We start from the raw sequence: 12,815 nt of genomic DNA, 5'->3' as shown, positions 1-12,815 counted from the left end.
CGGGCGTCGTGACGCGCGCCGCCGCACGCGCGGCGCGCGTGCGCGCACGACGGCGGCGTGCTTACCGCGACGGCGTTTCCGCCGGCGCGAGCGCCGCCGGCTGACGGCGATATCGCACGAAGTACAGCACGCTCAGCGCGACGAGGAACGGCACGCCGAACACGAGCGTCATGTGGAACTCGGGCGTGAAGTACGTCGTCACCATGATCGCGAGCATCAGCGCCGCGCCGGCGAGCGTCGCGAACGGGAAGCCCGGCATCCGGAAACCGGACCGCGGCATCCCGAGCGCCGCGCGCTTGCGGCGGAAAAAGTAGTGCGTGACGAAGATCATCATCCACGTGAACATCGCGCCGAACATCGAGATCGCCATCATGATCGTGAACGACGCGTCCGGGTAGACGATGCTCACGAGCGCCGCGATCGCGATGCCGACCGTCGACAGCAGCAGCGCGTTGAGCGGCACGCCGCGGCCGTTCAGCCTGCCGAGACCGCGCGGCGCGTGGCCCGCGCACGCGAGGCTGAACATCATCCGCGTCGTGATGTAGAGCTGGCTGTTCATCGCGGACAGCGCGGCGATCAGCACGACGAAATTGATGACGCCCGCCGCGCCCGGCAGATGAATCGCGATCATCACCTTGACGAACGGGCTCTCGTCGCGGCCGGCCGCGGTCCACGGGACGATCGCGAGCATCAGCGCGAGCGTGACGAGATAGAACAGCACGAGGCGGATCACCGTCGAGCGGAACGCGCGCGTGACCGCGCGCTCCGGATCCTGCGCCTCGCCCGCGGCGACCGCGATCATCTCGATGCTCAGATAGCTGAAGATCGACACGATCACCGCGACCCACATCCCCCACATGCCTTTCGGGAAGAAGCCGCCGTGCCCGAAGTAGTGGTGAAGGCCCGGCGCGCCCACGCCGCCGCTCGCGCCCGCGCCCGCGCCCGTGACGAGCGACGGATCGACGAACACCACGTAGCCGCCGATCGCGATGAACGCGACGATCGCCGCGATCTTGACGACCGAAAACCCGTATTCGACCGAGCCGAACACGTCGACGCTCAGCGCGTTGACGAGCACGAGCACGGCCGAGAAGCCGGCGATCCAGATCCAGCCCGGCACCGTGGGAAACCAGTACTTCATGTACAGCGCGATCGCGGTGACTTCGGTGCCGACCGCGAGCACGATGCACGCCCAATACGCGTAGCGCACGAGAAAGCCCGCCCACGGGCTCAGGTAATGCTCGGCGTGCGCGCCGAACGAGCCCGACGTCGGGTGCGCGACCGTCATCTCCGCAAGGCAGCCCATCAGCAGCAGCGAAATCAGCGCGCCGATCGCATAGCTGATCAGCACGCTCGGCCCCGCGAAACCGATCGCGAAGCCGCTGCCGAGAAAGAGGCCCGTGCCGATCGCGCCGCCGATCGCGATCATCGACATCTGTCGCGCGCTCAGCGTGCGCCGCAGCCCGCCTTCGCGGGCCGCGATCGCGTGAAATTGCTCTTCCGAACTCATTGAATGCTCCTCCGACTCTCGTTATGGATCGCGGGCGCGTCGCGCGCCCGCCGGACCTGCGTGAACGACCGGGACCGTCCGTCAGAACATGTGCCGCAGGCCGACCGCGACGCCCGTCTGGTCGCCGCGGCCCGGCATCTCGGTGACGGCGCCGCCCGACACCTTGTTGTAGTCGACGGTCGCGTAAAGCTGCGTCGCCTTCGACAGCGCGTACTCCGCTTCGAGCACGCCCGCGTAGCGCTTGCCGCCGTTGCCGTCGACGCCGTTCACGTTGCGGATCGCATCGTAATAGAACGCGCCCGTGAGCGTGATCGCCGGATCGATCCGGTACGCGACGCCCGCGTAGCCGATCGTGTCGTAGCGCGGGTGATCGGCGAACGAGCCGTAGGCGACCGTGCGGCCCGGGTCGTTCAGATAGTCGCGATCGATCGCGCCGGTCGCGTCCTTGCCGCCGAGATAGCCGACGAACAGCGTCGCGGGCCCGGCGACGTAGCGGCCCGCCGCGCCCCACATCTGCTGCGCGCGGCCGTCGGCGTCGCGGGTCTGCTGATACACCGCGCCGACCGTCAGCGCGCCGTGCGTGTAGGCGGAGCGCACGCCCCAATATGCGTTGCGGCTCATGCTGCCCGCGACGCCGCCGAAGCCGTAGCTCGCGCCGACCGCGAGGCCGCCGAGCGTGTTCGCATAGCTGACGACGTTGCTCGCGTAGCCCTGCGTGAGGAAGTACGGCCACATGTTCGCCGTGTAGTTGCCGATCGTCAGCGGATCGAGATCGCCGAACAGATTGAAGCCCTCGGTCGTCTGGCGGCCGAGCTCGACCGTGCCGAAGCCGCCTGACAAGCCGACGTACGCGTAGCGGCCGAACAGGCGCCCGCCGTCCGCTTGTCCCGACTGCGGCTCGAAGCCGTTCTCGAGACGGAAGATCGCCTTCAGGCCGTTGCCGAGATCCTCGGCGCCCTTCAGGCCCCAGCGGCTGTTCGTGATCGCGCCGTTCGCCATCTGCACGGCGCCGTCGTTCGCGGCGTCAGCGTGCGTCGTGTAGCGGATGCTCTGGTCGACGATCCCGTACAGCGTGACCGAGCTCTGCGCGAACGCAGGGCCCGACAGCGCGATGCCGATCGCGATCGGCCATGTCGATGCTCCAAACCTGTTCATCTTCGTTTCCTTGTCGAGGTGTCGTTGTGCCGGACGGCGGGAAGCCCTCGCCGCGCGGAACCTTGCCGCGGCGAGGCGAGCGGGCCGCCGCCGTCCGTGTTGCGACGCGCTCCGCGTGCGCCGCCGCCGGCGTCGTCGGCCGGCTGCGGTGCGTCGATCGAGTGAGGGACTTGGGTCCGTTATCCGCGTGAACAGGCGCTAGCCCGCGGCGCGGCTCGCCGGCCGCCCGAGCGCGACGTGCGCGACGAGCTCGATGCGCATGTCCGGATGCGCGAAGCCCTGCACGGCGACGCAGGCGCGGTTCGGATACGGCGCGTCGAAGAATTCGCGGTAGACGGTGTCGATGACGGGGATGTCGCGTGCGTCGGCGACGTACAGCAGCACCTGAACGACGTCCTGCATCCGCGCCTCGGCGGCGTGCACGGCCGATGCGAGGTTCGAAAGCGTGAGACGCGCCTGCTGCGCGATATCGCCGCCGACGATCGCGCCCGCCGCATCGACGGGACCGTGCGCGGTGAACATCAGGCCGTGCGCGTGCGTGGCCCACGAGAATGGCTGCGCGGGTTCGGGCAGATCGACGGGGATCAGTTCGGGCATGGGGAAACTCTTTCGGATATCTGATTGTCGGGGAGGGGCCGGGAGCGTCGCGGCGCTTGCGCGCCGCGGTTCACGCCGCCGGCTTCAGCCGATTCCTGCTTCGGCTTCGGTTCTTGTTTCGGTCTCGGTGTCGCGCGACACGCGACGCGCGTGACATGTCACGCATCACATGTCACGCCGCGACGCGCATCCGGCGCGCCTTCAGCACCGCGGCGATCGCGTTCGCGACGTAGTCGACGTTCGCGTCGCTCAGGCCCGCGACGCACGCGCGGCCGGAGCGCAGCAGATACACGCCGTTGTCCTCGCGCAGCGCGTCGACTTCGGCGGGCGCGAGGCCCGTGTAGCTGAACATCCCGCGCTGCTCGACCAGGTAGTCGAACGGCGTGCCGGGCAGCCGCGCCGCGAGCCGCTCGGCGAGCGCCGTGCGCATCCGCTTGATGCGCGCGCGCATCGCGGCGACGTCGCGATCCCACTGCTGCGCGAGCGCCGCGTCGTTCAGCACGGTCGAGATCAGCCGCGCGCCGTGGAGCGGCGGGCTCGAATAGATGCGGCGCACGCCCGCCTGGATCTGGCTCAGCACCTGCGCCGCTTCGCTTTCGTTCGCGCAGGCGATCGACAGCCCGCCGCAGCGCTCGCCGTACAGCGAGAAATTCTTCGAGAACGAGTGGCTGACGAAGACGGGCAGCCCCGCATCGGTCATCGTGCGGATCGGCCATGCGTCGTCGTCGAGGCCGTCGCCGAAGCCTTGATACGCGATGTCGAGAAACGGGATCAGCCCGCGCCGGCCACAGAGCGCGACGATTTCGCGCCACTGCTCGCGCGACAGGTCGATGCCGGTCGGGTTGTGGCAGCACGGCTGCAGCAGCACGATCGCGCGCGCGGGCAGCGTGTCGAGCGTCGCCATCATCGCGTCGAAGCGGATGCCGTTCGTCGCCGCGTCGTAATACGGATACGTGTGCACGTCGAGGCCCGCCGCGGCGAACAGCACGCGGTGGTTGTCCCAGGTCGGATCGCTGATCCAGACCGCGCTGTCGGGGAAATAGCGCTTCAGGAGATCCGCGCCGAGACGCAGCGCGCCGGAGCCGCCGACCGTCTGCACCGTCGCGATCCGTCTGTCGCGCAGCGCGGCGCTGTCGGCGCCGAACACGAGCGATTGCAGCGCGCGCCGGTAGTCGGCCAAGCCTTCCATCGGCAGATAGGTGTGCGCGTCGTGCCGCTCGCTCAGGCGCGCCGCCGCCGCGCGCACGCTGTCCAGCACCGGCACGGCGCCGCTTTCGTCGTAATAAAGGCCGATGCTCAGGTTGACCTTGCGCGGCTCGGGATCGCGCTGGAACGCCTGGAACAGCGACAGGATCGGGTCGCCGGGATATGCGTGAATGTGTTCGAACATGATGGAGGCTGTCTACGGGATGACGGGACGAGCGGCGGGGCGGCCGCGCGCCGCGTCGCCCGAAGGCCGCGCCGGCGCGCCGCGGGCGGCCGGACGGGCCGCCTCCGCTGCACGATTCATGGGGCGCATGTTATCGGCGAAAAAATGAAATGTGCTTCTGAAATCGTGCTTGATATCGATTCGTCGTGATAGAGTCTGCGAATCGTCATCGACTTTTTGCGGGATTCTGCGAAATGAGCCTGGACCGTACCGATATGCGCATCCTCCGCGAGCTGGAGCGCGACGGCCGCATCAGCAATCAGGACCTCGCGACGTCGGTCGCGCTGTCGCCGTCCGCGTGCCTGCGGCGCGTGAAGCTGATGGAAGAGCAGGGGGTGATCGAAGGCTATCGGTGCGTGATCGCGCCGAAGCGCATCGGCGTCGAATTCGAGGCGCTCGTGCACGTGGCGATGCGTCCCGATATCGACGACTGGCACGACTCGTTCGTCACCGCGATCCAGTCATGGCCGGAGGTCGTCGCCGCGCAGGTGGTCACGGGCGAATCGAATTACGTGCTGACCGTGCGCGCCCGCAGCCTCGATCACTTCTCCGATTTCGTGATGAACCGGCTGCATCGCGCGCGCGGCGTGATGTCGACGAATTCGAGCATCGTGCTCGCGACGCTCAAGCGCGACGGCTCGGTGCTGGATCTCGCGAGCAAGCCGGCGTAGGCGCAAGCGCGGCGGGGCGTCGCGCGCGCGGCCGCGGTCTTCTTCTATATAGACGGTCAACGGCATGGGGCGAGCGGCGAACGCGCTGCCGCCCGATGCGGCGAGCGGCCCGCCGTCCACGCCCCACCCGCCGCGCTTCTTTGGACGTCTTGTTTTCGGCGCGGCGGGCTGGCCGCTCTGGCGGCGCGTGTGGCACGGCGATACCGTCGGCGCCGCCGCGAGCGCCGCTCAACCTCCCGCCATCGTCGGCAGCAGCGTCCGATAGATATGAATGAACGCGGGCCCGAGCAGCACCGTCAGCAGCGCCGGAAAGATGCAGAAGATCAGCGGAAACAGCAGCTTCAGCGCGATCTTCGCCGCGCGCTCCTCCGCGCGCATCCGCCGCTGCGTGCGCAGCGTGTCCGACAGCACGCGCAGCGACGCGCCGATGCTCGTCCCGAAGCGGTCCGCCTGGATCAGCATCGCGCTGAACGCGTCGATGTCCTCGGCGCCCGTGCGCAGCGCGAGGTTGCGCAGCGCGGTCTCCTTCGAGAAGCCGGAGCGCATCTCGAGCAGCATCAGCCCGAGCTCGTCCGCGACGACGGGGCTGCGCAGCCGCAGCTCGTCGGCGACCTTCATCAGCCCCGCGTCGAGCCCGAGCCCCGCTTCGATGCACACGGTCAGCAGGTCGAGCGCGTCCGGAAAATCCTCGACGATGACGCGCTGCCTCGACGCGATGCGGCGCGACAGCACGGCGTTCGGCAGATAGAAGCCGAACGCGCCGATCGTCACGAGCATCACCGACAGTATGTACGGGCTATCCGCGAGCTCGGTGCCGATCAGGAACGGCATCGCGGCGGCGGGCAGCGCGAGCGCGAGCACGGTCTTCGCGGCGAAGTACAGGGGCGCGGCGCTCGCCGAGCGCCATCCGGCGTTGATGAGGCGCAGCCGCAGCGGCGAATTCTCCCAGCCGGATTTCGGCAGAGACAGCTTCGAGATCGGCCGCGAGATCTCGGCGAGCTTCTCGATCCAGACGGTTTGCGGCGCCGGCCCGTCGCCCGCCGCGACTGCGCCGCCGCCGATCTGCTCGAGACGCCGCGCGAAACCGCGCGGCGCGAACGCGAACCATGCGGCCATCACGCCCGCGACGACGATCGCGAACAGGCCGAACAGCAGCAGGAGTTGCGTAACGTTGAGATTTTCCATGACAGTTCCCGAATGTCGTTCAACGATTGATTGCCGGATGCGTCGAGCGCGGCTTCACACGCGAATCCGGATGATGTACCGCATCCACACGATGCCGAACGCCATCGACGTGATCGTGACCCCGACGAGCAGGACGCCGGCCGGGTCCTGCCAGAGCACCGCGATGAAGTCGGGATTCATGATCGCGAGCAGCGCCGCGGTGCCGAACGGCAGCAGCGTCAGGATCCACGCGGACAGCTTGCCTTCCGCCGACAGCACCCGAACCTTGTCGAACAGCTTGAAGCGCTCGCGGATCAGGAGCGCGATGCCGTCGAGCAGCTCGGCGAGGTTGCCGCCCGTCTCGCGCTGGATCAGCACCGCGATCACGAAGTAGCGCAGGTCGGACACCGGCACGCGCGTCGCGAGATTCAGCAGCGCTTCCTGCAGCGGCACGCCGTAGTTGATCTCGTCGAACGTGATGCGGAATTCGCCGCCCATCGGCTCCGCGAATTCGCCGCCCACCATCGAGATCGCGCTCGAGAATGCGTGGCCCGCGCGCAGCGCGCGCGCGATCATGTCGCACGCGTCCGGCAACTGCCGTTCGAGCTTGCGCAGGCGGCGCATCCGGCAGCGCCGCACGAACAGCGTCGGCAGGCACGCGGTCGTGACGGCGACCGCGGCCGAGGTCCACAGCGGCAGCGGCGCGAAGCTGAGCGCGATGAACGCGGCGAACGGCGTCGCGAGCGAGATGCACGCGAGCTTCGCGACCGACCACGTGAGTCCCGACTGCTGAATCAGCAGATCGAGCATCCGCATGCGCGGCACGCGCATCAGCAGTCGGTCGAACGGTCTCGCATCGTTGAGCATCCGCTCCTTCAGGATCGACAGCCGCTCCTTCTGCACCTGGCCGCCCGCCGACATCGCGCGGATGCGCCCCTCGATACGCCGCGCGGCCGGCCCGTGGCGGGCGTTCCACCATTGATAGACGCCTTCGAACGCCAGCACCACGGCGACGAACAGCAGGACGATGAAACCGTAGAAGATCGGATCCATGACAGGCTCCTTTACGCTACTTCGAAGCGGCGTGCGGGGTCGTACATCGCGTCCGGCAACTGGATGCCGAACGCGCTCAGACGCTCGGCGAACTTCGGCCGCACGCCCGTCGACGTGAAGTAGCCGAGCACGTTGCCGTTCGCGTCGAGACCGGTGCGCTTGAACGTGAAGATCTCCTGCATGTTGATGATCTCGCCCTCCATGCCGGTCAGTTCCTGGATGCTGACGATCTTGCGCTTGCCGTCCGTGAGGCGCGCGGTCTGCACGACGACCGACAGCGCGGAGCAGATCTGCTGGCGCATCGTCTTCGGCGGCAGCGAAAGGCCCGCGACGCCGATCATGTTTTCGAGCCGCGTGAGCGCGTCGCGCGGCGTGTTCGCGTGGATCGTCGCGAGCGAGCCTTCGTGGCCGGTGTTCATCGCGTTCAGCATGTCGAGCGCTTCGGCGCCGCGCACTTCGCCGAGGATGATGCGGTCGGGCCGCATCCGCAGCGCGTTGCGCACGAGCGTGCGCTGTGTGATCTCGCCCTTGCCTTCGATGTTCGGCGGCCGCGTTTCGAGCCGCAGCACGTGATGCTGCTGCAATTGCAGTTCCGCCGCATCCTCGATCGTCACGATCCGTTCGTCGTCCGGAATGAAGCCGGACAGGACGTTGAGCAGCGTCGTCTTGCCGCTGCCGGTGCCGCCCGACAACAGTACGTTGACCTTCGCGCACGCGAGCGCTTCGAGCAGTTGCGCCATCGGCGGCGTCAGCGACTGGTAGTTGATGAGATCGTCCATCTTCAGCGGGTTCACCGCGAAGCGGCGGATCGACATCAGCGGGCCGTCGATCGCGGACGGCGGGATGATCGCGTTCACGCGCGAGCCGTCGGGCAGGCGCGCGTCGACCATCGGGCTCGATTCGTCGATGCGCCGGCCGACGCGCGACACGATCTTCTCGATCACCTTCATCAGGTGCGCGTCGTCGTAGAACGTGACGTCGGTCAGCTCGAGCCGGCCGAAGCGTTCGACGTAGACGGAGCGCGACGTGTTGACGAGGATGTCCGACACGGTCGGATCGCGCAGCAGCGATTCGAGCGGGCCGAAGCCGAACATTTCGTCGTAGACGTCGATCGTGAGCTGGCGCCGCTCGAGATCGTTCGCGAGCAGCTTCTCCTCGTCGAAAATGCGCGTGATCAGCGTGGCGATCTCGGTGCGCACCTGCTCGGCGGGCATCCGCGACAGGCGCTCGAGCTCGACGCGCTCGAGCACGGCGCCATGGATCTGGCGGCGCAGCTTCTGATACGCTTCGCGCGCCATCGCGGTCGCCGCGCCGACGGCGTCGCCGCGGGACATGATCGGTTGCGCGCGTCGTACGGACATCTGGTCTCGCAATGACATGATGATCACCTCGAACGTTGGTATTACATCGATTTGAGTTTGGGCGTCGCGCCACGGCTGAAGAGCCGTGCGATCAGCGGTACGTCGCGCTCGCCGTCGCGGTGCGGGCGCTGTTCGCCGTCGACGAGCTGCTTCGCGAACGCCTGCAGGCTGCGCGCGACGCCGCAATTGCGCGCGAGCCGGGAGAGCGGAACGCCCTGGTCGACGGCCTCGCCGACCGCGGCGGGATCGTCGGGAATCACATGCGCCGCGCGCATGCCGAGCACTTCTTCGAGCGCCGTGCGCGCGCGCTCGGATGTGCGCGTCTGCCGGTTCAGCACGAGCTGGATGCGGTCGAGCGGGCAGCCGAGCGACACGAGCAGCTCCTTCAGGCGCCGGGCCGCGCGCACGTGCGGCATGTTCGGCTGCAGCACGACTTCGATGTGGTCGCTGCGGTCGAGCGCGACCATCGACACCGCGTTCAGGCTCACGCCGAGATCGAAGATCACGAAGTCGTAGCGCGGCGCGGCGACGCCGAGAATCCATTCGAGCGCGTCTTCGCGGAGGTCGGCGGCCTTGAGCGGATCGCCCGCGCCCGCGAGCACGTGGAACGTGTCGGTCACGCGCACGACGCTCGCGTCGAGAAACGCGCCGTCCATCCGTTCGAGCTGCCCGCAGAGCTGCGCGATCGTCGACGGCGGCGTCTGGTCGCTGACGAGGAACGCGGCGTCGGCGAACTGCTGGTTCAGATCGATCAGCAGCGTGCGGCGCTTCGAGCCTTCGGCGATCTCGTACGCGACGTTGCCCGCGACGAAGCTCGTGCCCGCGCCGCCCTTGCACGACATGAACGACACGATCCGCGTGTCGGGCGTGTCGCGCTGCGCGCACTGCGCGGCCGCGCGCTTCAGCGCGTCGTCGAGCGCGTGCGGCTCGATCGGCCAGTGCAGCACGTCGCGCACGCCGGCGCGCATCGCGTCGAGCAGCGTCTGCGACGACGCGTCGGTCGTCACGAGCACGCACGTCAGGCCCGGATGCAGGCGGCTCAGCTGCTCGATCGCGGCGAGCTCGGCCGTGTCGAGCGCGAGGCCGTCGATCATCAGGATGTCGAACGCATCGAGGCCGTCGGTGCGTTGCACGATCTGCGCGGCGCGGCCGACCGTGCGCGTGACGCGATAGCGGCCGGCGTCGCCGACGAGCCGCGCGAGATGCGCGAGCCGCGAAGCGTCTTCGGATGCTACGAGGATGTTGATCATGTTCGTTGACCTCGTGTGTGGTTCATTGACAAGCCGAGCCGCCCGTCGACGTCGCGAGACTTTCGCGGGGCAGCGTGGTGACGAAGGATGGCATCGCGAGCGTGAGCGGCACGAACGGAATCAGCGTCTTGACCGTCACGTTCGTGACCGACACGGTGACGAACGTGCAGGTGCTGCGCGCGGTCGCCGCATCGGAATCGCAGCCGGCGGGCGCGTACGACAGGCTCACGTTCGCGTTGCCGATGAGCGGCATGAACTGGCTGATGCGGGTCTTCACGACGGACGCGTCGGCGTCGCAGACGGCTGCCGTGCGCGCGCCGAGCCGGACGGCCTCGCTCGCGGTGTTCCAGTAGAACAGCACGCGGCCGAATTCGCAGATGCCGATCAGGATCGTGCAGAGGATTGCGGCGACGAGCGCGAACTCGACGGCCGCCGCGCCGCGCTGCGCGCGGCGGCGGATCAGGGAGAAGGGGCGCGCGTTCATGACACTTGCCTCATCACGGTGACGATGTTGCCGAAGGTCAAGGACGGCAGCCCCGGGAACGCGGGGATCGGCGCGTACTGATAGCCCTTGATCTTGACCTCGACGAGATTCATGCTGCCCGCGAGGGCGGCCGGATCGGGCGAGCCGTTGTTCGTGTCGTAGATCGGCACGTTCGCGAACTGCGCCGGATCGGACGAATCGCTGCAGTTCGTCGTGTGCGAGGCGTCGCAGATGACGACCATCGACGTCGTGAGGCCCGGCGCGAGCTCGCTGCCGGTCGAGCCGCAGGTCGTGCTGCCGTAGACGGCTAGACATTGCGCCTGCGCGAGCGGGTAGGCGCTGTCGGTGGACAGATAGGTCGACAGATAGCGCGTGGCGTCGCGCGTCGCCTTCGTGAGCGCTTCGTACTGGTAGATCGCGCGGCCGAACTCCGCGACGCCGGTCACGAGCAGTACGAGCGGAATCATCACGATCGCGAATTCGACCGCGACGGACCCGCGCATCCGCGAAGGACGGGGACGGAATGAGAGTCTGTTCATGATCGCCTCCGGGTTATTGGAGCAGCACGGGCACTTGCGGGCCGACCGAGCTGCCGTTGCCGGGAGTGCCTTGCGTCGCGCATGGGCTGCCGGGCGCCGTCGACGAGCCGCGGTATTCGAGATGGATCGGGCTCGCGCTGCCGCCCGTGCCCATCGGATCGAGCATCAGCACGCAGTCCCACGACAGCACGGGCGCGCTGTGGCCGCTCAGCAGTACCGAGCAGTCGACTTCGGGCGCGAGCGCGAGACGCCGGTCGGCGCCCGCCTGGTAGTAGCTCGCGCTGTACGAGCCGCCCGTGTTGATGCCGGTGATCAGGTCGCCCTGGTAGCTCGTGAACGTCCTGCGCTTGCTGACGAAGTCCGAATATGCGTTGCTCTGCGCGGGCCACGTGGTCGCGTCGTATGCATAGCCGGTGAAGTCGGGCGTGCCGTACGACGGGTCCTTGTACGGGTTGTTGTAGATGCCGAAGCGGGTGTTGTACGCGTTTGTCGTCGCCGCCTTGCTGCCCGGCGTGCCGACCTGCGAGCCGGTCGCGGGCAGCGCGCAGTAGTTGCCCGTCAGCTCGTTCGCGATCGACGATGCGCTGTTCGATCCGTCGAGCGCCGACCAGCCGAAGTTGCCCGCGCCGAACGACGGCGGCGAGCCCGTCTTCGCGCTGAGCCAGTCGCCGACGTTGTACGTCGCGCCGGCGACGGGCGGGCTCGTCTGCGTGCCGGCCTTGCAGATGAACACCGGGATCGCGCAGGTGGTCTGCGCGGCGCCGATCGTCGCGACCGCGGTCGCGGACACCGACGCGTTCGCGACGCTCACGCCCGGCACCATGTTGAGCGCCTGGATGAACCAGTTGACGATGCCGGTCATCGACGTCTTGCACTTCACGTACTTGATCGACGACGGCGACGAGATCGCGCTCTTCGGCTGGAACGGACCGCTCACCGAATCGCTGAACGTGACGCTCAGGTCGGTCTGCATCTGCACCGGGAATCCCTGGAACAGCGCGTAATTGAGGTGGCCGGAGGTGATGCCGGCCGCCTCCGGCACGGACAGATTGATGGCACCCGTCAGGTCGCGCGCCGCGGCGAGCGCGCAGGCGTCCGCGCTGTTCTGCAGCTCGCTGCGCGTCACGTAGAGCTTGCCGAGATCCAGCGCGAGGCCGACGAAGCCGATCAGCACCGCGAGCATCAGTGCAACGAGAATCGATACGACGCCGCGCTGACGGCGCCGCCCGCCGTGAAGGGCGGCGCCTGACGAAGAAGTGACGCGAGACATGACGGTCTCCCTGAGCGAGTGGTGGTTATTGGCCGCCCGTCTTGCCGCCGCCGACGCCGATCACGAAAGCGTTCGGCGTGGGCTCGATCTGCTGGAACGACTTGTCGTAGTTCTCGAGCGCGGCGGCGGCCGACTTGCCGTCGATGCCGGTCGCCGACTTCGTGTGCTCGGCGGCGTGCGGATCGATGATCTGGGCCTGCATCACGGCGCGTACCGAATCGCCGAAGCGGCTGTCCCAGACGGGCGTGCTGTTCATGCAGCCGCCGAGCGAGGCGGCGAGCGACGCGGCGAGCACGAGGCGGCGCGTCAGCGTGAAGTAATTGAGGTTCATG

At 68.2% G+C, this 12,815-nt stretch carries 13 protein-coding genes; 1 reads left to right on the top strand and 12 read right to left on the bottom strand.

All coding sequences use genetic code 11. The features are described 5' to 3' along the window. Positions 1 to 61 precede the first annotated feature (61 nt). The 4 genes from BG90_RS19605 to BG90_RS19590 all read right to left on the bottom strand — a co-directional run bounded on the left by BG90_RS19605 (position 62) and on the right by BG90_RS19590 (position 4,652). A complete protein-coding gene (locus tag BG90_RS19605) occupies positions 62 to 1,510 on the bottom strand; it encodes an amino acid permease (protein ID WP_010120867.1) in 1,449 nt (482 codons plus the stop codon). Positions 1,511 to 1,591: 81 nt separating this feature from the next. Beyond that, positions 1,592 to 2,665 carry a porin gene (locus tag BG90_RS19600; RefSeq protein ID WP_010120865.1) on the bottom strand — a complete coding sequence of 358 codons (1,074 nt, stop codon included), beginning with the start codon at positions 2,663 to 2,665 and terminating at the stop codon, positions 1,592 to 1,594. Between the two features lie 198 nt (positions 2,666 to 2,863). Next, positions 2,864 to 3,262: a RidA family protein gene (locus tag BG90_RS19595; RefSeq protein WP_010120863.1), complete on the bottom strand. Its 399-nt coding sequence runs from the start codon at positions 3,260 to 3,262 to the stop codon at positions 2,864 to 2,866. A gap of 172 nt (positions 3,263 to 3,434) precedes the next feature. Further along, positions 3,435 to 4,652: an amino acid aminotransferase gene (locus BG90_RS19590; RefSeq protein ID WP_010120861.1), complete on the bottom strand. Its 1,218-nt coding sequence runs from the start codon at positions 4,650 to 4,652 to the stop codon at positions 3,435 to 3,437. A gap of 233 nt (positions 4,653 to 4,885) precedes the next feature. On the opposite strand from BG90_RS19590, the gene BG90_RS19585 reads away from it, so the two are divergent. Beyond that, positions 4,886 to 5,362, top strand: a complete 477-nt coding sequence (locus tag BG90_RS19585; protein ID WP_010110710.1) for an Lrp/AsnC family transcriptional regulator — start codon at positions 4,886 to 4,888, stop codon at positions 5,360 to 5,362. Between the two features lie 228 nt (positions 5,363 to 5,590). Here BG90_RS19585 and BG90_RS19580 read toward each other — a convergent pair whose 3' ends face one another. From BG90_RS19580 to BG90_RS19545, 8 genes are read right to left on the bottom strand one after another with little or no spacing between them, the layout of a single operon-like run. After that, on the bottom strand, positions 5,591 to 6,547 hold the full coding sequence (locus tag BG90_RS19580) for a type II secretion system F family protein (RefSeq protein WP_010110709.1): 957 nt from the start codon (positions 6,545 to 6,547) through the stop codon (positions 5,591 to 5,593). A 54-nt stretch (positions 6,548 to 6,601) separates the two neighbouring features. After that, entirely contained in the window at positions 6,602 to 7,579 is a 978-nt protein-coding gene (locus tag BG90_RS19575; protein WP_010110708.1) for a type II secretion system F family protein, read from the bottom strand. A gap of 11 nt (positions 7,580 to 7,590) precedes the next feature. Continuing rightward, a complete protein-coding gene (locus tag BG90_RS19570) occupies positions 7,591 to 8,958 on the bottom strand; it encodes a TadA family conjugal transfer-associated ATPase (protein WP_010110706.1) in 1,368 nt (455 codons plus the stop codon). 23 nt (positions 8,959 to 8,981) lie between these two features. Continuing rightward, positions 8,982 to 10,190 carry a CpaE/TadZ family protein gene (locus BG90_RS19565; protein ID WP_010120852.1) on the bottom strand — a complete coding sequence of 403 codons (1,209 nt, stop codon included), beginning with the start codon at positions 10,188 to 10,190 and terminating at the stop codon, positions 8,982 to 8,984. Positions 10,191 to 10,212: 22 nt separating this feature from the next. Then, positions 10,213 to 10,674: a TadE family protein gene (locus BG90_RS19560; protein WP_010110704.1), complete on the bottom strand. Its 462-nt coding sequence runs from the start codon at positions 10,672 to 10,674 to the stop codon at positions 10,213 to 10,215. Next, the gene (locus BG90_RS19555; RefSeq protein WP_010120850.1) at positions 10,671 to 11,177 is read right to left on the bottom strand and encodes a TadE/TadG family type IV pilus assembly protein; all 507 of its coding nucleotides are present in this window, start codon (positions 11,175 to 11,177) and stop codon (positions 10,671 to 10,673) included. The genes BG90_RS19560 and BG90_RS19555 overlap by 4 nt, the downstream gene beginning before the upstream one ends. Positions 11,178 to 11,226: 49 nt before the next feature. Continuing rightward, positions 11,227 to 12,483 (bottom strand): pilus assembly protein TadG-related protein, encoded by a 1,257-nt coding sequence (locus tag BG90_RS19550; RefSeq protein WP_045568362.1) that lies wholly within the window; start codon positions 12,481 to 12,483, stop codon positions 11,227 to 11,229. 25 nt (positions 12,484 to 12,508) lie between these two features. Continuing rightward, positions 12,509 to 12,814 carry a hypothetical protein gene (locus tag BG90_RS19545; protein WP_010110701.1) on the bottom strand — a complete coding sequence of 102 codons (306 nt, stop codon included), beginning with the start codon at positions 12,812 to 12,814 and terminating at the stop codon, positions 12,509 to 12,511. Position 12,815 lies beyond the last annotated feature (1 nt).

Source organism: Burkholderia oklahomensis C6786 (assembly GCF_000959365.1).
In the GTDB taxonomy this organism is placed as follows: domain Bacteria; phylum Pseudomonadota; class Gammaproteobacteria; order Burkholderiales; family Burkholderiaceae; genus Burkholderia; species Burkholderia oklahomensis.
Note: the sequence above shows the minus strand (reverse complement) of the source record. Positions and strands in the feature narration are given on the sequence as shown.